Here is a 24,482-nt window from a genome sequence, read left to right on the forward strand (position 1 = left end):
GGTAATGTTTACAGAAACAACACACTTTATGGTAATACTAACTTTAATCCTAGTGCAAACAGTATTGTAGAAAACAATAAGATTTATGCAACTACAAATATTGCTGCAAACACTACTGTTGATGGTAATACTTTCAAAAATGTTGCTATTTCCGGAACAAACACTACCTTTGCAAACAACATTGTAACTGGTACTGTAACCGTAAGCGGTAATGAAAACACTATTGTTGACAATACTGTTATGGCAACTTCTAGTGAATATGCTATTGATTTAAAATCAACAGTAAATAACACTGTAACCGATAACTTATTATATGCTAGTGAATTAGCTGGTGATGCAGCTGTCAAACACGGCAATGAAAACAATACCATAAGTCATAACTATCCGTTCGAATCTGTATTAATTGTAGAAGCTGATGATATTACTGTTGGTCAAGATGCAATTGTTAACATCAGATTCAGTGAATCTGTTGAAGGTACTGTTGAAGTAATACTTAATGGTAAAAAATACGATGTAGATGTTATTGATGGTAAAGGACAACTCAATGTTTCTGACTTATCTGCTAACAAATACACAGTAGGAGTTTACTTCAGTGGCGATTTAAAATACAGTCCTATTGAAAACTCAACTGATTTCACTGTTGAAAAATTAGATGCTCAAGTTAATGTTACTGTTCCTAGTGAAGTTGAAGCTGGTGAGGAAGTAGCTATTGATATTGCTATTCCTGGTGCAACTGGTAATGTATCTGTATTTGTTGATGATGTAGAAGCTGTTGTTGCTTTAGATGAGAATGGTACTGCTCAATTTATCATTCCTTCAGCTGAACCTGGTGAACATAGTGTTGTTGTTGTCTATTCTGGTGATGATACTCATGCAGTTGCATCCAATACAGTTCAATTCACAGTAGACCCTGAATTCTACATGGATATTGACGCTGATGCAATTTATGGTGAAGATGCTATTGTTGAAATTAACCTGCCTGAAGATGCTACAGGTAATTTAACCGTGACTATTGGAAACGAAACTTACATTGTTCCTGTAGAAGATGGTTATGCATCTGTTGAAATACCAGATTTAGCATATGGTGAACACAACATTACTGTCGCTTACTCTGGTGATGACAAATATAAAGCAGCTTCAAAAGAAAGTACTATTGATGTACAACCGGACATTGAAATTCCTGATGAAATCGACTTCAATGATGAAGATGAAATTTCAATTACATTGCCTGAAGATGCTACCGGTAATTTAACTGTTAGTGTTGATGGTGTTGAAACTACTGTTCCTGTTGTTAACGGTACTGCTAGTGTCCCATTAGGAAACTTAACTCCTGGAGATCATAATATCAGCGTTTCATACTCTGGTGATGAGAAATATGATTCAGCATCTGCTGAAAAATCTCTAAGTGTTGTTCCTGGAATTGAGATTCCAGAAGATATCACAACTGGTGATGATGACTCTATTTCAATTGATTTACCTGCTGATGCTACTGGTAATTTAACTGTTAGTGTTGATGGTGTTGAAACTACTGTTCCTGTTGTTAACGGTACTGCTAGTGTCCCATTAGGCGAATTATCTGCTGGTGACCATAATATTACTGTTTCATACTCTGGTGATAGCAAATATGCTGCTTACTCTAAATCAGTAACTGCTGCTGTTGCTAAAGTAAAACCAACAATTGATGTGACTGTTCCTGCTAATGCACAAGAAGGTAAAGTTGTTTCTATTACAATTGCATTGCCTGATGATGCAACTGGAACTGTTTTCGTTGATATTGATGGAAATGGTTACTACACTAATGTAAACGGCACAACAGTTCTTAAAATTAGTGGATTGACTGGTGGAGATAAAAACATTACCTACAGATACACTGGTGATGACAAGTACGAAGAAGCTAGTGGAAATCTTTCCGCATTCATCTTGTTTAAACCTAAACTCACTGGTAGTAAAAACTTCGCTATGCAATACTTTGACGGATCCAAATACAAAGTACGTGCATGGGGAACTGATGGTAAAGTTGCTGCAGGTGAAGTTGTAACAATTACTCTTAATAAGAAAACTTATAAAGTTAAAACCAATAAGAATGGTGTTGCAGCTTTAAAAATACCTAACACAGTGAAACCTACCAAAAAATACACTATTACTGCACAATACAAAACAGCAAAAGTATCAAATAAGATAGGTGTAAAACAGATTTTAAAAGCTTCTAATAAGAATGTTAAAAAATCTGCTAAAAAACTTGTATTGTCTGCTGCTTTGAACAAGGTAAAAGGCAAATATCTTAAAGGTAAAGTAATTAAGTTTAAATTCAATGGAAAAACTTACAAAGCAAAAACCAATAAAAAAGGTGTTGCAAAAGTTACCATTAAGAAAAATGTCATTAATAAACTCAAAGCTGGTAAAAAATACACTGTAAAAATCACTTACTACAAGGATACTATATCTAAAAAAGTTACTGTAAAAAGATAGGGATTTTTCATAATCTCTATTTTTTCTTTTTTTTATTTTAAAACTATTTTTTTGTTATTTTCAAGTAAACTTTATAAACTATTTTTTATAGATATTACAATATCTTTTAATAATTTTTAATTATACTTGTATAGTTGATGATTATTTGAGACAACAACCTCAATGGAGGTGATACGCATAGGTTTGAATAGAAAATTAATATTGGGATTGATTATTCTTTGTATTATTTCTATTACCTCAGTTTCTGCTGCAGAAATTGATGTTAATGGTACTTCAGACTCTTTAAATTCTGTAGAAGTTCAAAAACTATCTGTTAATAATGGTTCTATATTGTCAGATATGGAAGAAGAAGTTCCGGATGAGCCTGATTTGGTATTCAATGATACAATTTATATTACCTCTCAAAATTTTGATGATTATTTTGACAATAATGTTTTAAAATCAAGATGTTCTGGTAAAACATTGATATTCTCACAGGATTTTGAAAATCTCGGTAAAGTAGCTATTCGTGCAGATAATGTTGTTCTTAAAGGAATTGGATTCACTTTAAAAAATACAGTATTTGAATTGGATGCAAAAAATATCACCCTGACAGATTTAAAAATGGATTTGGATAGTGAATTTGCAAATAATGATCACGCAGGAATATTGATTTATTCTGATGATGCTATTTTAAACAATCTCGATATTAATTATATTGTTCCTCTTAATGTTCAAGCATATGGTATTTTTGCTGATGGGAATGAATATAATGCGGTTAGAAATCTTAAGATTCGCAATTGTAGAATAAATTTTGAAGGCCATAACAATGATGTTGATGTGTATAATTGTGCACTGAAGTTATCGTACTGTACAAATGCGATAATAACTAACAACACAATCAGTGCTGCATTGCCTTTAAAAGACATCATATTCGGTGCAAATGGTGCTGAATTGGCTTCAGATTTGGTTTTGACAGTAGGTGTGGAGTATTGTGACAATTTGTCATTTGTTGGAAACACTCTTTTGTCTGAAATCAATAAAAGGCCTGAAAATTCATATCCCTCACAGGATTGTATGCTGATTTCAAAATCTCAAAACTCATTGATAGCGAATAACACTATTAATATGGTTGATTTTTTAACATTTCCAGGTATTGACAATTATCTTTATGGGTTAGATATCTATAATCTAAATAATTTAACAGTCATTTACAACAATATTTCTATTATAACAACTGGTGGTAAATTAGCTGCGGGTACTGCATATCCTATTCAGATTACCGGTCCGATTTCTGATGTTAACATCACTAGAAATGATTTATATTCATTTTCCAACGGTCCGAATATAGGAATTTATTCTCAAAATTTCTATGGTGAAACATCATTGTCAATCACTAACAACAAGATTAATGTTACTGGTTTGGCAGGTACACATGAATGGGCTTTAGTGGCAGGTATTGAATCTCAGGATACTCATTCACACATTGCCAATAATACAATTGAAGTGCATAGTGTTGGGGATGTATCTGTGGATGATAATCTGTACGGTATCAGTTACCGTCAAAGTACTTCAGGAGACCATCAATATAACATTCATGATAACACGGTATTCAGTGATGGATATTATTCCGTTAACTTATTAAGTTCTGTGGATTCTAAAATATTCAATAATTTATTGGTTTCATATAATCCAAATGCTGATCCAAGCAAGAGCGGATATAAATATGGAGACATTTCAGCACATAAAAACATGGAATTCTATAACAATCCCATCATGAAAGCATTCGATTACTTTGCTTCTCGTGAAAATAGTGTTGATAATGGCAATGAATTTAATTATAATCCGAATAATGATAAGGAGATTTCCAATAATGTTGATGGACGTAAGATATCCAATGGCGAAACAAAAAAACAGTATTCGTTCAATCCGTTGATTCCGGGTTCTAAAAAAAGTTCCGGAAGTCAGGATGATGGTGAAACCGGTAAACTTCCAACAGATGATTCACAATCTGGTGAAGATAAGCCTTCAGACAATAAAGATGATGAAGGTTCTGGAAATAATCAACCAAGCGGTTCAAAATCATTAAAGGATTTATTGCTTAATTACATCAATTCAAATACTGATGGCGGTAAAGAAGATACAACTTCAAATACTGATGGTGGAAAAGTAAATACGACATCTTTTGATGGCCATCAGCAGAATGTAAATGTGGAATCAAACAGTTCTGATGTATCTCCTTCAACAGAGGGTACTGATTCTGCTGCCAGTGAATCAAAATCAACCGCAAGTTCAGATTCATCTGCCGGTGAATCTTCAAGTGTAAGTAAAAAGATTTATGAAATTGAGGAGAAAAACGAGATTGAAAGGTTCATTCCTTCAATTGTCATGATTATTCCGGCTTTAATATTATTATTGATTGGAATCAGACGCAAAAAATCAACTTTGGAATAAATTAGTTGCTTAAAACTAATTTATACTTCTTTTTTTTAGCTACTATTTTTCAGGATAATTATATATATTTTATTTGATATACCTTAAAATATCATTGACAAATGATTATTTGTAAAATTTAATTTAATCTAAATGAGGTATTTAATTTGAAATTTAATAAAGTATTTTTAATAATTTTTATTATCTTTTCAGTGTTTTTGTTAATATCTTCGGTTAGCGCTTCCGATTTAAGCGCTAAGGAATTTAATAATTTATCTGAAAGCAATAATGATTATTTAAATGACAATGGAAAAATAATCTATGTTGATAGTGTTAATGGTAATAATGCAAATGACGGAAGCTCTCAGGATTTGGCATTAAAATCAGTGGACAAAGCATTAAAATCATCTAAAGATAATTATACTATCAATTTGGCAGATGGAACCTATAAAGACACATCAAATACTAGGTTAACCATTGACAAATCAATAACTTTTGTCGGTTCGGGCAATACAATTTTCGATGGCCAGGGAAAGGATTACATTTTTATAGTTTCCGACAATGTGAAAGTAACCTTTAAAAATATCAAGTTTGTGAATGCATATAAATCTCCTGAATCATACTCCGTTTCATATAACGATAATGTATATGGTGCTGCATTGGACATTAAGAAGGCTGATGTTACTATTGATAATTGCCAGTTCATAAACAGTGTTTTGTATTATGATACTATTAACAAATACATTTATGGAGGAGCAGTAAGCAATTTTGGAGACCTGAAAGTTCTCAATTCCTATTTTGAAAACAATACTGCACTGTCCACATCAGGTTTGTTTTCTTATGGGGGATCCATTTATAATAAAGGGAATCTATTCATCAATAATTCCAAATTTAACAAATCCATGAGTGTTGATTTTGGATATGGTGCAGGCATAGCCAATGACGGTAATGCAACAATGGAAAATAGTATTATAACGAATTCACGTGCCCTTCATGAATGCAAAGGTTCTGCAATTTATAATGCAGGAGATTTTGTTTTATTAAATTCCGTTATCGAAAACAATTATATCGAAAGGGCTAATTTCAACATTATTTATGGTGCGATTTATAATTCCGGCAATCTTAAATCCAGAGGATCAATATTCAGAAACAACACAGGAAATTATGAAACTCCAATGCTTGCATATAAAGGTTCTCCTAACATTTATAATGCAGGTAACCTGAATTTAACTTATAATGCATTCATGGACAATGCTATATTCGATGGAATTTCCAGAGATATATATTTCAACGGCGGAGAGGCAATTTGTCTAGATAACAATTGGTGGAATACTAATGATAATCCTTATTTAGACGGTTCAAGGGTCAATATCAATCAGGTTAACTCCTGGCTGGTATTTAGCTTGGTGCCGGAATATTCAATGTTAAACATTGGTCAAACAGTTAAAATAAATGCTTCATGGACAATTAACAATAACCAAATACCTCAAATCAATCTGTTCCCAATATTTAATGTAACATTCACAACTTCTTACGGTGAAACATTACAAAAACAGTTAATCAACGGTAAAAGCAATTTTATATTTAATCATTCTCAAAACAAAGGATCCTTTTTAGTGTATGCTAGCGTAGGTAACTTCTCTCAAAATGTAACTGTGGATGTTGGTAAGGTATACACTTCACTTGCTGTGGAAAATAATGAAAACATTACATTTTTAGATGCCCTTAAAGTCGCAATCACAGTAACAAGTCAGGATAAATCAACTCCGACAGGAATTGTATCGCTATATATTGGAGATAATGTATATTGGCTGGATTTGACCAATGGAAAAGTCAACACAGAGATAACTGATTTGCTTCCGGGTGACTATATCATGAAAGTGGTATATGAGGGGGATGAAAATCACTTTAAATCATTTTTCAACAAAACAGTTACAATCAAAAAGCAGTCTGTGGATTTATCTGTACATATTCCTGAAATTAAAATAGACCAAAGGGGTTCTGCTATTGTTACTCTTCTTCCTAAGGGAGTGCAGGGCCAGGCAATAATGTATATCAATGGTGTCAGAAAGAAAATTGTTTATCTTTATAATGGGAACACAACAATTTCATTAAATAATTTTGGAGAAGGTGAATACAACATTACCTTCGGATTTGTTGAAAACAATTATTACAAAGCAGCCAATGCAAGCGCAATATTGAAGGTAACAAAATATGATTGCAGTTTAAACGTATCTGCCAGTGATATTGAAGTGGGTCAAAATGCAACAGTCCTTGTTAATGTAGTTCCAAAAACTCTTAGGGGTGAAGCAATTTTAACTGTTAATGGCGTAAATACCACTATCTATCTGGACAGTGACATTACATCAATCAATTTATACGGATTGCAGGCGGGAACCTATGATGTAACTGTCTGGTTTGAGGGAGATGCCAAATATGTCCCTTCAAATGCATCAACTTCATTCAAGGTGTCAAGACAGGAAACCTCTTTGGATGTGGTGATTGATGAGGATGAAAAAAATCTAAACGGTACTGTCACTATTAATATTAATCCTGCAAAATGTACTGGATTGATTGGGCTTTACATTAATTATAATCATTATACTGCAAATATCACTGATGGCAAAGTTAAATTCAATGTCAAATTCGACAAAGGAACTAATTATGTCTTTGCATATTATGAAGGAAATGAAAACTGCTCTGATGCAACATGGAATACAACAATTGGCGTTGCTGATGAATTTGTTTTCATAGGTGAAAATTCAACCGGTTGGAATTATAATGCTTTCAATTATTCGGTAAGATTGTTGGAAGTGAATGGTATTCCAATGCCTAATCGGATTGTAACAATAGAGTTCAGTGGAAACAAATACAATATAACAACAGATGATGATGGATATGCCTATTTTGCTTTAAATCTCCCAACAGGCAGTTATTCCATTTCAGCAAATTATAAAAATGCAACTATTCATAATAATTTGACAGTAAAGGACATTAAATTTAATTTAACAACTGAAGATATTCATTATGGAGAACTGGAAAAAATTAAGGTCTACTTTGATAAGGGCATATCGGGTAATGTCAATTTCATAATCGATGGATTTTTAGGAAAAACAGTTGAAATTGTTAACAGCACTGCAATATGTGAGGTATCTGGTTTAAACACTGGAGATTACACTGTTAAAGTAATATACTCAAATGATAAATTCACAAGTGAAGAGATTAAAAGCACTTTTTCAGTAAATAAGGCTGATTTGATTTTAAATGTTTCTGCAGATGACTGCACCTATGACGTTGACCAGATTATTGGGGTGTTTGACCTTAAAAATGCTAGTGGAAATCTGACTTTCAAAGTTAATGAAAATGAATATGTTAAAGAGATTAAAGGTTCTGAAGTTATTCTAAACTTATCCAAACTACCGACTGGTAAATATTCCTTGGACATTTATTATTCAGGGGATAGCAATTATTACAATTCCACTTTCACCACAATATTTTATGTAAAAGAAATGGCCAGCGATGTAATTTTGCAGGTGAATGAAACGGTTTATGGTGAAAACATAATTGTCGTTGCAATACTCAACGATAATGCAACAGGTATTGTGCGTTTCAAATCCGGCAGCATTGCAAAAGATATTGAAATAGTTGACGGTATTGCCGTCTGGAGATTTTCAGGGCTCGATGTTGGAAATTATAATGTGACTGCAGAGTATTTGGGTGATCATTACTATATAAACTCAAAAAATTCCACTTCATTCAATATCACTAAAGCCAAATCTCAGATTTCAATATCAGTCGGCGAGGTATTGCTTAATGAAAATATTAGAATCTATGCTAATTTAAGTCCCAATGCAACAGGAAAAGTAATTTTCAGCATGATTGGCTATTATTCACCAAGAAGTAAGAACATCGTTGATTCAAAAGCTATGTGGTACATTTCTCCATTGCAAACTGGTGAGTATACGATCATTGCCAGTTATAATGGTGATAACAACTATTATGCCTCAAATACCACTTATGAATTAAATGTAACTCAAAAAAGATCCAGATTAACAGTTGAAATTGATGATGCAGGTTTAAATGACAGGGTAGTTGCAAGAATCAATTTAAATTCTACCGAGGGAGATTTGATTAGTGATAGGATCACATTAAAAATAGGTGATAAGTCATATTCAATTTTAGTTAACAATGGAAAATCTTCATTTGTCATTGGAAAATTGGCTGAGGGCAATTATTCTTTCCATGCTACCTATGGTGGAAACGAAAATTATTCCAAAAGTTCATGTGAAGGCAAATTTATTGTACGTGATACATTATTGGGTGTTGATTTAACTGCTAAGGATGTAGTTAAATACTATAAGGGTAGTGAACAGTTAATCATATATTTAAAATCCGAGTCCGGCAAGGCCATTGTTGGTGGGGTAATTCATGTTAAACTTAATGGAAAAAAGTTTGAAATTTTAACCGACAGTTCCGGCAAGGCTGCACTTGATTTGAATTTGCCTTCAGGAAATTACGTTGCATTAATCCTTTTCAATGAAACTGATAGATATCGTTCAGCTTCAACCAATGCATCAATCAATATTTCCAAAACTGTTGAAGGAATTGATGTAATTAAATTGTATGGTACCGGAACACAGTATTTTGCAATATTTTGTGATTCCAATGGTAAGGCTTTAGGAAATACAAAAGTCACATTTAAAATTGGAAGCAATAAAGTTACTACAACAACACTCCCTAACGGAATATCTAGACTAAATATTAATTTTAAGATTGGAAGTTACACTATTGAAGCAAAAAATCCTGTAACTGGTGAAAAGGCTTTCAATAAGATTATAATTTTCAAAAGATTAGCTGGAAATAAAGGCTTTTCACAATACTATGGTGCAAATAAAAATTATAAGGTGCGTGCCTATGGTGATAACGGAAAACCTGTGGGTGCGGGTGTAGTCGTTAAAATTAAAATCAACGGAAAAACATATAAAGTAAAAACAAATAAAAAAGGTTATGCAATTTTTAAAATCAAGCTTAAACCTAAAACTTACACCATTACAGCTACCTACAAAGGATATAAGGTTTCCAATAAAATTAAGGTCAAATCAACAATTATTACCAAGAATTTATCTAAAAAGAAATCAAAAACCGCAAAATTCAAGGCCAAACTTGTTAACAAAAAGGGCAAGATATTGAAAAATAAGAAGGTTACTTTCAAATTCAAAGGTAAAAAATATGTTGTTAAAACAAACAAAAAAGGAATAGCTGCCATTACTATAAAGTCATCTTTAAAAGTGGGCAAGTATAAAATAGTCACTAGCTATGGGAAACTGAAGGTTTCAAATAAAATTGTTGTGAAAAAATAGGGGTTTTTCAAAACCTTTAATTTTTTTATTTTTTCATGTAGATTGCCGAATTCATTTCATCTGATTTTCATCATGCTTTCATTATTTTTAATTTATCCATTCATAATTTTGCATTTGCGAGTTTAATATTATAATATAATTTGTCAATATTTCATTTAAATGCAACGAAAAATTTTATTAGTTTTTTAATCCAAAGTTATGATTATGATTTTCAAACTTCAGGCCAAAGGCCACAAAAATGTAACCTCTCATCACAAGTCCACTTTTGAAATTACAAAAGATCCAGAAATAGGTCCAACTGCAGATTGCATTGTCGGAACCGGTGCCGACAAATCAATGCTTGACTTTCCTCAGGAACTTAAAGATAAAATTGCCAACTCAAATAGCAGAATAACAGTTATTTTGGATACTGAAAACGGCCATGATGAAATAGTCGGCTTTGGCCATGAGGATTTGACCTTGACTCATCCGACTGATATTGTATGTAGGACCAGCGATTACACCTGTTCAAGGACATTGATGATTAAAGCGGATAAGGCCGCAAAGGATTTGAATCAAGACCTGATTGAAGATTTGAAAAATGATAAGATTATGGAAGTCACCATAAAAGTTGATGCCAATATTGAAAAATAACTCTTTGCAACATTTTTTGGTTTTACTTTATTTTGAATTTAATTTTTGATTTGAGAAATGAAAATCTGTAAAAATTGTGCTAAAAATAGTTAACTTTAAATAAGTTAAGGGATATATCCTTTTATAACTACTTTTGTTTTATGCGGGGGTGGTCGAGCGGTCAAAGGCGCTAGGTTGAGGGCCTAGTGGGTCAGTCCCTTCGCGGGTTCAAGTCCCGTCCCCCGCACCATTTATATAAAATTCTTATTTTGAAAACTTTATTAATCATTAAATCCAATATATTTCACAATTGGAGGAATTTAATTTGATTAAAAAAACATTTTTTATTTTATCAATTTTGGCATTGATTGCAGTATCTCTATCCTGCGTAAATGCAGCTGATATGGGCAATAATGCTACAGCTAATCTCGAAGACTTGGCTGGTGAAATCAACTCAACCGATGTTGGTGAAACACTTAATCTAAATCAGGATTACAAAAGCACAAATTCATCAAATCAAATTATAATTTCAAAATCAATCACAATTGATGGAAACAATCATACAATAGAGGCTCCTGATGTGAAAAGGGTGTTTTTGGTAAATGCGGATAATGTCTGCATTAAAAATTTGAATTTTATCAATTCAAAAGCAACCGGCCTTGCTGGGGGAGTCATCTCATGGTGGGGAAATAATGGAACATTGTTCAATTGTAATTTTGAAAATAACTCTGCTTCATCAGCTGCCGGAGCAGTTTTATGGAAAGGAAATGATGGGCTGATTGAAAGCTGCAATTTCATAAATAACAATGTAACTTACGGTCCTGCAGTTGACCTAACAAGCGGTGAGAGTTTTGATCCTCATCAAATTTACATTCAGATTGTAAATAGTGAAGGCGGAGCCCTTTATTTGCAGGGATATAACTTACTTGTCAATAATTGCAATTTCCAAAACAATGTTGCACTTTTCAAAGGTGGTGCAATTTGCGTTCATTGGTATGGCAATGTCACAATTTCAAATTCCCGCTTTAAAAACAATTCTGCAGCAGAGTATTCTGGTGCACTACATTTGGATGGGGATAATCCGACTGTCATAGGATGTGATTTTGAAAACAATCATCAAAAGGATTTGCAGATAAATGCGAAGGCAGTTATTGTCAATTCCACTTTTGATTGTCGCTCTTCTATTGAAGACTGGGGTAATTCATCCTACATTAATGTAACATTCAGATATGGCAATTCCTTTGAAGATTTATCTTTAAAAATAGATAATGCTCCTGAAGGAAGTGTTTTAGTTTTAGATAGAGATTATATCTACATTAACGGATCAAACAAGGGAATTCTAATTAATAAATCCATTATAATTGATGGTAATGGTCATACACTTGATGGAAATAACGCCTCAAGAATTTTTAACATAAGTGCAGACAATGTAGTTATTAAAAACATCAATTTCATCAATGGAAATCCTATTGCGAAATACTTCTCTAACGACATTGGGGGAGGAGCAATTTACTGGAATGGGGCAAACGGTATAGTTGATAACTGCAACTTCTCAAACAATGACATTAGAGGTATTGAAGATGACCCCTTCGATAAGGAAGAGGAAATTGTCACCGAAGATGGGCATATCATTCATACTGTCCGATTCCGTCCGATGGGTGCAAAAATAACTGAAGGTGGAGCAATAGTCTGGAACGGAACAAACGGTACTGTTTTGAATTGTGTATTTAGAAATAATCATGTCGGATATGCGAATTCAGGCGGAGCTATCCAATGGAGAGGCAGTAACGGAAAAATATTGAAATCCCAATTTTACCAAAATGATGCATGGTGCGGTGATGCAGTCTGCTGGGTTGGAGACAACGGATTTATAAGCGAATCAATAATAATGGACAACGGATTTTTCGATGGAGGAATATACTGGTTCGGTAAAAACGGAACAGTAATTCACTCAGTTTTGGTTGGAAATAATTATCCTTTAGTATTGAGATCCAGCGAAAAATTAAATGCAGACTATAACTTCTGGGGAGATACAATTTACAATTTATCCAAAATGCAAAAACCTGATTTTGTATCAAATTGGCTGGTATTGAATTACAATCATGACGGTAAATTTTTACTCAAAGGAGATAACATAACTGTTAGTTATGATTTATCATATTTGGCAGATAAATCTGGAAAAATATCACGTTATGGTGGTGCTTCTGGACTTTATAGTGGTAAAATTAATTATACTGCAGAAAAAACAGGATATTTGGATATAAAATTCAATAACGGTATTAAAATAAAAATAGATGCTAGGGAAGCTATAGTGAGCAATGATTTAACCAAATATTATCAAAACAGCAAAATTTCTTTTAAAGTAACAGTATATGATTTAATTGGTAAAGTAATTTCTAAAAAGGTTAAATTTACACTCAACGGTAAGAATTATGTTGTCAAAACTGATAAAAATGGTGTTGCTACTTTAAAATTAAAATTAAAACCTGGAAAATATGCCGTTTATTCTTCTTATGGTGGCATTAAAGTTAAAAATAAGATAACAATTAAGAATACTTTAATCACTAAAAACGTAAATGTTAAAGTTAAAAAGACAGGCAAATTCACAGTCAAGGTTTTAAATTCAAAAGGAAAAGTTTATGCAAAACAATTGGTTAAAATCAAGTTTAAAGGTAAAACATATAAATTGAAAACCAATAAAAAAGGAATAGCCACTTTTAATGTTGCTAAAAATTTAAAAGTCGGTAAATACACCATAAAAACCACTTATAATGGTTTAACAAATACAAATAAGATCATAGTTAAAAAATAACTATGATTCTCTTTTTTTAAATTAAAATATATTTGTGGAAGGTTTTTATTTAAACCTTTCAAAATCTAATTTTTTTCATAACTTATTTAATATATTAAAATAAAATATTATTAACTAAAACTTATATGGTGATAAATTATGAAAGCTGTAATTCCGGCAGCAGGTTTCGGTACCAGATTTTTGCCTGCTACTAAAGCACAACCTAAGGAAATGCTACCAGTTTACGACAAACCTACTATTCAGTATGTTATCGAAGAAGCGGTTGCTTCTGGAATTGATGATATATTGATTGTTACAGGTAGAAATAAAAGGTCAATTGAAGACCATTTTGACAAATCCTTTGAACTAGAACAAACTTTACAGAGTGCAGGTAAGGATGACCGTTTAAGGCAAGTTCGCGCAATCACTGATTTGGCTGATATTTGTTATGTCAGGCAAAAGGAGCAAAGAGGTTTGGGGGATGCGATTTACTGTGCTAAAAAGCATGTCGGCGGAGAACCATTCGCCGTTCTTTTGGGAGATTCAATAACTAAAGGCCCTACCCCATGTACAAAACAACTGATTGACGTTTATGAGAAGTATGATGCATCAGCAATTTCACTTGAAGCCGTTCCTAAAAATAAGGTGGAAAGATACGGTATCATCAAAGGAAAAGAAGTGGAAAAGGATGTGTATAATATTGAAAAGCTTGTTGAAAAACCATTGGCTCATCAGGCTCCATCAAATCTTGCGATTATGGGAAGATATGTTTTAACTCCTGATATTTTTGATAAGATTGATGAAACTGAACCTGGAGTGGGTGGTGAAATTCAGCTTACAGATGCTCTTCAAAAATTAGATGCAATTTATGGTGTTACATTTGAAGGCAAAACCTATGATATAGGTAATCGTTTCGAATGGCTTAAAACTTCAATTGAATTTGCAATGGATGATGATGAATCCAAAGATGATTTGAGGGAGTACATGAAAGAAATTATTAGTGAAAATGAATAGTTATTTCTTGTGAAATAACTTTAATACTTTTTTTTTATGTTGATAGTATGCAATATCGATTAATCAAAAAGACTGGGGATGAGGTATCTGCATTGGGTTTTGGAGCAATGCGCCTTCCTTTGAAAAACGGTAAAATCGATCGAGATTTAGCAAAAAAACAAATTTATCATGCTATTGATAATGGAGTTAATTTTATTGATACTGCCTATCTTTATGGAGATAGCGAAAAGTTTTTAGGCGAAATTCTTCAGGGCGAGTATAAGGATAAAGTCAAGATTTGCACAAAGCTGCCGTCCATTCATGTTAGAAAATATGAGGATATGGAAAACTTTTTGGATGAACAGCTAAAACGACTCCAAAGAGATTATATTGATTATTATCTTATCCATTCAGTTGATTTGAAAACTGTTAACAGACTGCTTAAAAAAGGATTGATCGATTTTTTAAACAAGGCAAAACGTGAAGGCAAGATTAAGCATGTCGGCTTTTCATATCATGGTGTTAAGGAAGAATTCGATTTATTGATTGATGGCTATGACTGGGATGTGGTTATGGTTCAGTATAACTACTTTGATGAAAATGTTCAGGCAAGCACTGAAGGCATTGAATATGCCGCTTCCAAAGGAATGGGTGTTTTTGTAATGGAACCTTTAAAGGGAGGTATTCTTGCAGGCAAAATGCCTAAAGATGCTGAAGAAATTTTCAAAAATGCGGATTCCACCAAAACAACTGCGCAATGGGCACTTCAGTGGGTCTTAAACAATCGCAATATTTCCTGTGTATTTTCTGGAATGAATTCTATTGAGCAGGTTGAAGATAATTTAGCTGTTGCAAATTCAACAACACCACTTTCCATGACATTTGAAGAAATGGAAACTGTGGAACTGGTTAAAAGAGTCATGCGCAATTCCTTAAAAATTAACTGTTCTACTTGTGGATACTGCATGCCATGTCCTCAGGGAGTTAATATTCCGGAATGTTTAAAAACATACAATGAAAAGTATCTGTTTAATCATAAAGGTTTCATAAATGCTTCATTGATTGATTACTATCAGTATGTTGGTGGAGTCATGGGAAAAGCGGCAAACGCTGGTTTATGCAATGGCTGCGGTAAATGTCTGAGGAAATGTCCGCAAAAATTAGACATCATTTCTGAGCTTAAAAAAGTTAAAAAGGAATTTGAATTTCCAGGAATCAGATATATTCTGCCGATTGTTAAAACTGTTGGCATTCCAATATATAAATATGTCATTAAATTCATTAATCGCTAGGTATATCTTAAAAGATAATATAACTGGATAAATATCTTGTCTTCTGTTTTTAACCATTTTTGCGATATGTCAAAATCAATGCTCTCATGCCATATTTTGTCTCGGACTATGTTGCTTATTTCTGTAAATAATGGATTGCTTTTTTCTTTCATAAAGTGGTCATATAAATCATTAGGCATTGTTATCATCTTATTTTTAAATTTAATTTATTATATTTATTTATATGTTATTTAAAGCTTGTTGAAGTCATTTTGAAAAATTGCAGTCATTTTTACATTGTATTTAAACTTTTTGGATAGTGAAAAATTAATATAATTTAAAAACTAATTTTAGATTATAGGTGAAAATATGAAACTTGAAGAATTATTGGCACCATGTCCAAAATGTGGTTCAAAAGATAAAATAGCTCACAGAAAATTGTTAGACAATCACAGAGCACATGCAGAAATGGAAACTGTAAAATGTGAGGAATGTGGTTATATTTTCTTTGTAAATGACAACATGGATGAAGATGAGAAAAAGAAATTATTGAAGGAATTAAATAAGATTCACGGATAAAATGACATTTCATGTAATGATTATTCCAACATTAAACTGTCCATCAAACTGCAAATACTGTTGGGGATCTGAAAATAAAAAAGAAATGATGGGCACTGAAATTATTGACCAGATTATTGATTGGTTAGATGATTTCAGGGATGATAAGGTTCATTTCACTTTCCATGGTGGCGAACCGCTTCTTGCAGGTTATGATTTCTATGAATATGCCTTGGAAAAACTCTCAAAACTAGAAAATTTTGAAGGATTTTCACTACAAAGCAACATCTGGCTTTTAACTGATGAGTTGATTGACCTGTTTGTAAAATACAATGTAGTTGTAAGTACAAGTATTGATGGACCAAAGGAAATCAATGATTATCAAAGGGGAGATGGATACTTTGATAAAACAATGTCTCGATATGAACGCGCCAAAAGCAAAGGATTGATAATTAACTTTGTTTTGACAGTAACAGATTACTCCAAGGATTTCTCCGACGATTTATACGAATTCTTTAAGGGCGAAAAAATGAATCTGAAAATCCATGCTGCCCTGCCGTCACTTAGAGGGGACAATGCTGATCCGTGGGCACTTGACCAGGAAGAGCATGGTAAACTGCTTGTTGATTGGCTGGATAAATATCTCTATGATTTGGACAAGTTTACAGTAATGGATTTGGACCATATCTGTAAGTCTTCACTGAGAAGAAGAGGAACCCTTTGCACATTTGCAGACTGCATAGGAACAACATTGGCGGTAGGTTCTGACGGTTCCATTTATCCTTGTTACAGGTTTGTTGGAATGCCTGAGTATGTTTTGGGAAATGTTGTTGACAGTCCAAGTTTTGATGATTTAAAAGAGTCCGATGCATGGGCAAAACTTCAGGAATTCCGGGATTATGTCGATGAAAACTGTAAAAAATGCAGATATGTAAAATATTGTGAAGGAGGATGTCCTTACAATGCAATTGTAGCATATCAGACTCCTCAGGCTGTTGACCCACAGTGCACTGCATACAAAATGATATTCGGTGAAGTTTCAAAAAGAATGAACAAGGAATTTGCAAAATCAGCCTTTGGAATGAGTGGACCGACTTCCCGAAAAGAAGGAGAACCATTCAGCATAATGGATCTGGCAATGAAACCGTAAATGGGTTGATAAAATGATTTGTGATGACTGCATACATTTGGAATTAAGGAACAAATACAAAATCGTGTGTAAAATGCATGAACATCAATTATTGGATGTTAAGGAATGCATGAACTATAAAAAAATTGAAGAGGAATAACTTTGACTTTATAATCTGTATTTTTTTTACAGATTCTTTTTTTAATTATTTTTTTGAGAATTATTTTTTCAGTAATATTGAGTATTTAAATGAATTCAAAAAAAGTAATACTTTATATACTATACTTTACAAATATGTAGTATAGTAATACTGAGTATTTAAATGAACTCAAAAAAAGTAATACTTTTGGGCTGTTTGGTACTTACTGAATTTAATTTTTTAAGGGGTTTCAAGATTTTGAATTTTCATTAAAAAATTTTTGAGTAATACTGGGTATTTAAATAAATTCAAAAAAAGTAATACTTTGAGGTGTTTTTACATGATAGATGAAATAACTGACTTTCTGTTCGGACTAAAAATGACCATCATTTCAGGTATATTTTTACTGATTGCAGTTATTTTTATGATATTGGGAATTGATACTCCTATTTATTTAAACCCTGCATGGGGTACAGTAATAATAAGCGGTATTCCAATGTTGCTTCTGGCATTGACTAGATTAATCCGTGAAAAATGGATTTCCTCAGCTTTGCTTATTGCAATAGCAATGGTTGCATCACTTTTAATTGGTGAAATATTTGCAGCAGGAGAAGTGGCATGGATTATGGCTTTAGGTGCTCTTTTAGAAGACTGGACTGTTGAAAGAGCCAAAAAAGGTTTAAGAAATTTAATTAATCTAACTCCACAGACTGGAAGAAGGATTCGTGATGGTGTAGTGGAAGTCATTCCTGTAGATGATATTGAATTAGGGGATACCTTAAGAATTCTTCCAGGTGAAAGCGTTCCGGTTGATGGTGAAATTATAAGTGGTACTTCATCACTTGACCAATCAATAATGACTGGTGAGTCTTTACCTGTTGATAAGGAAGTCGGTGATGAGGTTTTCTGTGGAACTATGAATATGTACGGTGCCATTGATATTAGGGCAACCAGTTTGGGTGAAAATTCATCACTTCAAAAATTGATTGACCTTGTAAAGGCCGCTGATGAAAAACAAGCACCAACACAAAGAATTGCAGATAAATGGGCAACATGGTTGGTTCCCGTAGCATTAATAATAGCTATTGTTGCATGGTTGGCAACAGGAAATATCGAAAGGGGAGTAACTGTTTTAGTTGTGTTCTGTCCATGTGCATTGATACTTGCAACACCGACTGCAATCATGGCTGCAATTGGTCAGGCAACTAAATATGGAGTTTTAATCAAATCCGGTGAGGCACTTGAAACCCTGGGTGGCTTAAATACTTTAGTATTCGATAAAACCGGAACATTAACTTATGGTAATTTAGAAGTTTCTGATGTTATTTCCGTAAGGAAAGATTTAACTGATTTGGATTTACTTAAAATCACTGCATCCTGTGAAAAATTAAGTGAACATCCATTGGCTAAAGCTGTCGTTAACAATGCAATGGAAGTTGAAATCGATATTGAAGAACCAAAAGACTTTAAAATGTATCCTGGAAAAGGGGTTACATGTAATAATTCTTATGGTCATGTATATGCAGGAAACTCCAAATTCCTATCAGAAAATAATGTTGATTTAAATATTGACACACAGCTTAATAAATTAAAAAATGAAGGTAAAGCTTCCATTATTGTTGCATTGGATGGTGAGGTTATAGGTTTGATTGGTTTGTCTGATGTAATACGTGAAGATTCCAAAAAGATGATTGACAGTTTGCATGAACTTGGAACCGAAACCGTATTGCTTACCGGAGATAACACAGAAACTGCTAATTACTTTGCATCACAAGTTGGAATTGGCAAAGTTTATGGAAATCTCCTTCCTGAAGAAAAACTTTCATGGATTGAAAAATTCAAATCTGAAGGCAAAAAGGTATGTATGATTGGAGATGGGGTAAACGATGCGCCCGCACTTAAGACAGCTGATGTAAGTGTAGCAATGGGATCTGTTGGAAGTGATGTGGCTATTGAAGCTGCAGACATTGCACTTTTAGGAGACGATATTGGAAAAATCCCTTATCTTAAAAAACTTTCAAATTCCACATTATTTACTATAAAAGCCAACATTATAATTTCAATGACTATTAATGCGGCTGCTATTGTATGTTCTGTTTTGGGACTGTTGAACCCTGTAACTGGAGCTATTGTTCACAATGCCGGATCATGCTTGGTAGTTTTAAATGCAGCACTGCTGTATGATAGGCATTTCGATGATTCAATCAAGAAAATAGACACTCAAAATACGGAACATTCACATTATCATTTCCATAACGACGGTGAGCACACCCATTCTCATGAATGTGTTGAAATACTTGATGAAATCGAGACAGAAAATGGAATTAAACATATGCATGTTCACAAACATGCAATTGATAGGCAAAGTTGTGAACCATATCACAACTAATTTTCTTTTTTTAAACCATTACATTAATATATTTTAAACATTAATCTTAGTGTAGGTATTACTATGAATGATAAAATAATTTTGGGACTTCCAAAGGGAAGTTTAAATAATGTTAAAAGAGGAAATACTCATCAATTATTTGTTGATGCAGGTTATGAAGTCAATGGATATGAACCTGGTGATGAATCTTATGAAATTGAAATTATGAATGATGATGACATTGTTGCATTTTTAACTCGTCCTCAATCCACTCCTGTTGAATTGAATAGGGGAATGGTTGACATTGCTATTGTAGGTGAGGATTGGATTAAGGAAGAATCCGTTTTAAGGCCTACAAATACTGTAAAGCTTGGAGATTTGGATTATGGAAAAACTCGTTTAATAGTTGCTGTTCCTAAAGATTCTCCATACAACAGCTTGTCAGATTTATTCAGAGCAAATAAAGATAGAAAAACTCCAATTTTATGTTTCACTGAATATCCAAACCTGACTAGAAAATTCATTATGGAAAATGAGGTTTATCAGGAAATTTATGGTGATGCAGTACCGTTTGTCCAAGTTAGAGGTTTGACTGATGGGGACAATGAAATGGTACAGGTTATCAACTCTGATGGTGCTACTGAAGTATATATCGCTAAGGGCGCTGATTTGATTGTTGACAATACCCAAACTGGTAGCAGCTTGAGAAAAGCAGGTTTAAAAGAAATTGAAACCATCCTACATTCTTCAGCCGGCCTTTATGCTAGTGAAAAATGTACTGGTGAAAAGCTCAAAAAGGCTCAAATGATTTATGAGCAATTGCTTGGAGCAATCACTGCTAAAAAATATTTCGATGTAAAATTCAACATTGCAAATTCAAAAATAGAAGAAGTTTCCAATTATTTGATAAGCAACAAACTTTGTGCTGATGAGCCTACAATTACTGCAGGTTCTGATTTTTCACAAATCAATGTTTTAATTCCTAAAGCAAAATTCCCAGAAATGGTGGATGTTATCAAAGGATTTGACGCTACTTTTATAATTAGAAATGATTTGAAACAATTGATTGAATAATCATTCTATTTTCTTTATTTTTTTTAAACATTTTTTTTATTACTTATAATCTGTTTTTATTTATCATTATTTATCATTAACATTTATAAAGTATGCTTAACATAAATAGAACTATTATTAAGTTATAGGTGAATAAATATGTTAACATCTGTACAAAAGGAAATTTTACAAACATTAATTAATTTATATCAATCCTCAAATGGGAAATCTATTAAGGGAGAGGACATTGCTGAGGTTATGGGTAGGAATCCTGGAACAATTCGTAACCAGATGCAATCTTTAAGAAGTTTAGGTTTGGTTAAAGGTGTTCCTGGTCCTAGAGGAGGATATAAACCTACTATAGAAGCTTATCATTCATTAAATATTTCAGTTTCAGATAGGGATTCCAAGGTTCCTATTTATAAAAACGGTAAAAGGTTGGAGGATATTTCTGTTGCTAAAATTGAGTTTACCAGTGTTCCTCAACCAACTGAATGTGAAGCTGCAATAAAAGTTTTAGGAAGTATAAAGGATTTGAATCTTGGAGATGTAATTAGGATAGGTCCAACTCCGGTAAATAATTTGGGTGTAATGGGTGAAATTGTAGGAAGAGATGATATGGACAACATTCTTCTGGTAGATACAACAACCATTAGAAGTATTCCTAAAAAATCAGTAGGTGATATTGCAAGTAAGGACGTAATATCATTTAAGGTGGATTGCTCTGTTAAGGAAGCAGCTAAAAAATTGAATTCTCATGAAATTGATGGTGCTCCAGTTATAAAAGATGGAAAAGTGGTTGGAATGTTCACAGTTACTGATCTTGTAAAGGCAATAGCTGAAGATAGAGAAAATGACACTGTAGGTGATTTGATGTCACGGAATGTAGTTATTGTTAATGAAGATTTAAAGATTGCCAATGCTATTGAAGTAATGCTTAAAAAATCAATTTCAAGATTGATTATAGCTGACAATGACCAAAATTTGCATGGAATTGTTACAAGGACAGATTTAATTGACAGCATTACTAATTTAGAGCAATTTCCAATAATTACTAACTAATTTTTTCAAGTGATCTAATGAAAGTTAACCCCATTGATGTTGATAAAGGTATGAATGTAATTGATTTATTGGATCAATTCGATGAATCTGGTGTTTTAGGGGCAGGTAAAGTAGCTCGCGCATGCAATATATTGGCGGAAATGATTCAGGATGAGGACATGAATGTCTTTTTAAGTCTTGGAGGTCCTTTAATACCTGGAGGCATGAGGAACATAGTCTCTAAAATGATTAAGGAAGGCCATGTGAATTTGATAGTTTCAAGTGGTGCAAATATAACTCACGACCTTGTTGAAGCATTTGGTGGATCTCATTATCGTCATGAAGGAAAAGATGACGAAGAATTGAATGAAGAAGGAATAGGTAGAATTGCAGACATTAACGTTGGCTCTGATGATTTTACAATTTTTGAAAAAGAAATAACCAAGATATTTGAAAAAATATCTCAGGAGAAAAATGTTATTTCAATTCAGGAGTTGCTTCATGAGATAGGTCTTTTGGTCGATGATGAAAACTCCTTTGTTGCAAATGCCGCAAAAAATGATGTTCCAATTTTTGCACCGGGTTTAATTGATTCAATGATGGGTCTTCAGCTGTGGATTTTTTCACAGGACCATGATTTTACAATCAGTGCTGCAGGAGACATGCCTTTATTGTCTGATATAGTATTTGGTTCTGAAAAGGTAGGTGCCGTACTTTTGGGAGGGGGATTGACCAAGCATTATACTCTTGCTTCCAATGTAATTACCGGTGGTCTTGATGCAGCTATTCAGATTACTATGGATAGGCCTGAAGCCGGTAGTTTAGGTGGCGCACCTCTTGAAGAAGCGAAATCATGGGCTAAGGCAAGGTGCGGTTCAAGTTTAGCTAGTGTTGTTGGGGATGTAACTGTTATTTTCCCATTGATTTATGCAGCGGCTTTGGATAAAATCAGCAGGAATTAGATGGGTTATATAATTCTTGCCGTATTGTTAAGATGGAGTGGACAATGACTTGATTATCACATTCACTTAAAAACAAGTTTCTGAATCTATTTTTTTTTGAATATAATGAAAAATAATAATTGTGGTGTGTTTAAGTTGGGATATTTGTTTTCTTTATGACCTATGAATCTACAGGCATTGTCTTTAAAAGTTTAATTTAAAAAAAGAAGTTAAAAAAAAGGAATATGAAATTCCTTTATTAATTATTTATTCTCCGAGTTCGATACCCATTTTACCAGCTACTCTAGCGAGTAATACGGTAACAAGTACTGCAATAATAGTTACAACGATAGCGTAAATGAATAAACTTGGAAGTGCATCTCCAGTACCTATGAAGTTTTCGATTAATTTTTGGATTGCACCGTTCCATGCTAAACCTGCAACAAATGCGAATGCAGTGGTAATTAATCCTAAGATAGTTTCCATGATTAATTTTGTTACTTCGTTTGCCATATTTTTTCCTCCATTTAATCAATTTGTTCAAAGATAATAAGAACAATATTATATTTATTTGTTTTAATTAAAATAGTTTAGGTTTAATTCAATGATTCGATTAATTTTTCACAAGCTTCTTTTGGATTATCTGATTCGTAAATACTTCTTCCAACAATAATTGCATTTGAGTATTCCAATGTTTTTTTACCATCTCCTCCTTGCTTTCCAACTCCTGGGGAGATGATATATGCATCTTTACCGACAATATCACGTATATCTGATAATCTGTCAAGTCTGGTTGCTGGTGCAACATAGTTTGTGATTCCCATATCAACACCCATCTGGGCTATTGCATCTGCATTTTTTTGCAGAAACATTTTTGCCCCTGGGTGTGACATTTCGGTAAGTAAAAATAATTCTTTTCCATGTTTGTTGGCCATGTCCAGGCATGCTTGAACACTGTCTGATCCGACAAATCCGTGACATATTATTGCATCTGCTCCTGCCTTAAATGTTTCATCGCATATTTTTTCGTTTGTTGCATCAATGTCTGCTACCTTAAAGTCACAGATTACCTTAAATCCAAATTTGCCTTTAAGTTTGTTAATTATTTCAAGACCTTCTGCAAGTGCTAATGGGTAGCCAATTTTTATGGTGTCAATATTCTCTTTAATTGAATCACAAATTTCAATTGCTTCACTTTCACTCATCACATCAAGTGCTAAGATTAAGTTATTTTTTATGTTCATGTTATCATCTTGGTTTATTTTTATATTAAAATAATTAGGTTGTCCTAAATTTTGTTTCATGTATTACTAATAATATTTATATATAATAAAGTATATAATAC

The 24,482-nt window shown here is 33.0% G+C and carries 16 protein-coding genes and 1 tRNA gene; 15 read left to right on the forward strand and 2 right to left on the reverse strand.

From position 1 onward, the window contains the following. The 15 genes from UIB65_RS02450 to UIB65_RS02520 all read left to right on the forward strand — a co-directional run. On the forward strand, positions 1 to 2,469 hold a 2,469-nt coding region (locus UIB65_RS02450), incomplete at its 5' end, for an Ig-like domain repeat protein (RefSeq protein WP_330039547.1). A 183-nt stretch (positions 2,470 to 2,652) separates the two neighbouring features. Beyond that, complete coding sequence (locus UIB65_RS02455) at positions 2,653 to 4,902, forward strand: right-handed parallel beta-helix repeat-containing protein (protein WP_330039548.1); 2,250 nt, start codon at positions 2,653 to 2,655, stop codon at positions 4,900 to 4,902. Positions 4,903 to 5,099: 197 nt separating this feature from the next. After that, entirely contained in the window at positions 5,100 to 10,241 is a 5,142-nt protein-coding gene (locus tag UIB65_RS02460; RefSeq protein ID WP_330039549.1) for an Ig-like domain repeat protein, read from the forward strand. A gap of 204 nt (positions 10,242 to 10,445) precedes the next feature. Then, on the forward strand, positions 10,446 to 10,874 hold the full coding sequence (locus UIB65_RS02465; RefSeq protein ID WP_330039550.1) for a DUF371 domain-containing protein: 429 nt from the start codon (positions 10,446 to 10,448) through the stop codon (positions 10,872 to 10,874). 142 nt (positions 10,875 to 11,016) lie between these two features. After that, a tRNA-Leu gene (locus UIB65_RS02470) sits at positions 11,017 to 11,103 on the forward strand. A gap of 75 nt (positions 11,104 to 11,178) precedes the next feature. Further along, complete coding sequence (locus tag UIB65_RS02475) at positions 11,179 to 13,665, forward strand: right-handed parallel beta-helix repeat-containing protein (RefSeq protein WP_330039551.1); 2,487 nt, start codon at positions 11,179 to 11,181, stop codon at positions 13,663 to 13,665. Between the two features lie 138 nt (positions 13,666 to 13,803). Further along, positions 13,804 to 14,658 (forward strand): UTP--glucose-1-phosphate uridylyltransferase GalU, encoded by an 855-nt coding sequence (gene galU / locus UIB65_RS02480; RefSeq protein ID WP_330039552.1) that lies wholly within the window; start codon positions 13,804 to 13,806, stop codon positions 14,656 to 14,658. A 47-nt stretch (positions 14,659 to 14,705) separates the two neighbouring features. After that, complete coding sequence (locus UIB65_RS02485) at positions 14,706 to 15,929, forward strand: aldo/keto reductase (RefSeq protein WP_330039553.1); 1,224 nt, start codon at positions 14,706 to 14,708, stop codon at positions 15,927 to 15,929. A gap of 348 nt (positions 15,930 to 16,277) precedes the next feature. Next, entirely contained in the window at positions 16,278 to 16,487 is a 210-nt protein-coding gene (locus tag UIB65_RS02490; protein ID WP_330039554.1) for a TIGR04165 family Cys-rich peptide, read from the forward strand. Position 16,488: 1 nt separating this feature from the next. Continuing rightward, positions 16,489 to 17,616 carry a TIGR04083 family peptide-modifying radical SAM enzyme gene (locus UIB65_RS02495; RefSeq protein WP_330039555.1) on the forward strand — a complete coding sequence of 376 codons (1,128 nt, stop codon included), beginning with the start codon at positions 16,489 to 16,491 and terminating at the stop codon, positions 17,614 to 17,616. A gap of 13 nt (positions 17,617 to 17,629) precedes the next feature. Then, positions 17,630 to 17,755 carry a hypothetical protein gene (locus tag UIB65_RS02500; RefSeq protein ID WP_330039556.1) on the forward strand — a complete coding sequence of 42 codons (126 nt, stop codon included), beginning with the start codon at positions 17,630 to 17,632 and terminating at the stop codon, positions 17,753 to 17,755. A 319-nt stretch (positions 17,756 to 18,074) separates the two neighbouring features. After that, positions 18,075 to 20,123, forward strand: coding sequence for a cation-translocating P-type ATPase (locus UIB65_RS02505; protein ID WP_330039557.1), 2,049 nt, complete (start codon positions 18,075 to 18,077; stop codon positions 20,121 to 20,123). A 63-nt stretch (positions 20,124 to 20,186) separates the two neighbouring features. Then, on the forward strand, positions 20,187 to 21,176 hold the full coding sequence (locus tag UIB65_RS02510; RefSeq protein ID WP_330039558.1) for an ATP phosphoribosyltransferase: 990 nt from the start codon (positions 20,187 to 20,189) through the stop codon (positions 21,174 to 21,176). A gap of 138 nt (positions 21,177 to 21,314) precedes the next feature. After that, positions 21,315 to 22,217: a CBS domain-containing protein gene (locus UIB65_RS02515; RefSeq protein WP_330039559.1), complete on the forward strand. Its 903-nt coding sequence runs from the start codon at positions 21,315 to 21,317 to the stop codon at positions 22,215 to 22,217. Positions 22,218 to 22,234: 17 nt separating this feature from the next. Continuing rightward, entirely contained in the window at positions 22,235 to 23,158 is a 924-nt protein-coding gene (locus UIB65_RS02520; RefSeq protein ID WP_330039560.1) for a deoxyhypusine synthase, read from the forward strand. Positions 23,159 to 23,404: 246 nt separating this feature from the next. Here the strand turns inward: UIB65_RS02520 and UIB65_RS02525 are convergent, their stop codons facing one another. Continuing rightward, a complete protein-coding gene (locus UIB65_RS02525) occupies positions 23,405 to 23,650 on the reverse strand; it encodes a DUF5654 family protein (protein ID WP_330039561.1) in 246 nt (81 codons plus the stop codon). An 83-nt stretch (positions 23,651 to 23,733) separates the two neighbouring features. Beyond that, positions 23,734 to 24,381 (reverse strand): orotidine-5'-phosphate decarboxylase, encoded by a 648-nt coding sequence (gene pyrF, locus UIB65_RS02530; protein WP_330039562.1) that lies wholly within the window; start codon positions 24,379 to 24,381, stop codon positions 23,734 to 23,736. Between the last annotated feature and the right edge of the window lie 101 nt (positions 24,382 to 24,482).

It is taken from the genome of Methanobrevibacter sp. (assembly GCF_036307625.1).
Lineage (GTDB): Archaea > Methanobacteriota > Methanobacteria > Methanobacteriales > Methanobacteriaceae > Methanocatella.

Coding starts and splice junctions, on each gene's coding strand:
- UIB65_RS02465 (WP_330039550.1), top strand. CDS start 10,446: ATGATTTTCAAACTTCAGGCCAAAGGCCACAAAAATGTAACCTCTCAT.
- galU (WP_330039552.1), top strand. CDS start 13,804: ATGAAAGCTGTAATTCCGGCAGCAGGTTTCGGTACCAGATTTTTGCCT.
- UIB65_RS02485 (WP_330039553.1), top strand. CDS start 14,706: ATGCAATATCGATTAATCAAAAAGACTGGGGATGAGGTATCTGCATTG.
- UIB65_RS02490 (WP_330039554.1), top strand. CDS start 16,278: ATGAAACTTGAAGAATTATTGGCACCATGTCCAAAATGTGGTTCAAAA.
- UIB65_RS02495 (WP_330039555.1), top strand. CDS start 16,489: ATGACATTTCATGTAATGATTATTCCAACATTAAACTGTCCATCAAAC.
- UIB65_RS02500 (WP_330039556.1), top strand. CDS start 17,630: ATGATTTGTGATGACTGCATACATTTGGAATTAAGGAACAAATACAAA.
- UIB65_RS02505 (WP_330039557.1), top strand. CDS start 18,075: ATGATAGATGAAATAACTGACTTTCTGTTCGGACTAAAAATGACCATC.
- UIB65_RS02510 (WP_330039558.1), top strand. CDS start 20,187: ATGAATGATAAAATAATTTTGGGACTTCCAAAGGGAAGTTTAAATAAT.
- UIB65_RS02515 (WP_330039559.1), top strand. CDS start 21,315: ATGTTAACATCTGTACAAAAGGAAATTTTACAAACATTAATTAATTTA.
- UIB65_RS02520 (WP_330039560.1), top strand. CDS start 22,235: ATGAAAGTTAACCCCATTGATGTTGATAAAGGTATGAATGTAATTGAT.
- UIB65_RS02525 (WP_330039561.1), bottom strand. CDS start 23,650: ATGGCAAACGAAGTAACAAAATTAATCATGGAAACTATCTTAGGATTA.
- pyrF (WP_330039562.1), bottom strand. CDS start 24,381: ATGAACATAAAAAATAACTTAATCTTAGCACTTGATGTGATGAGTGAA.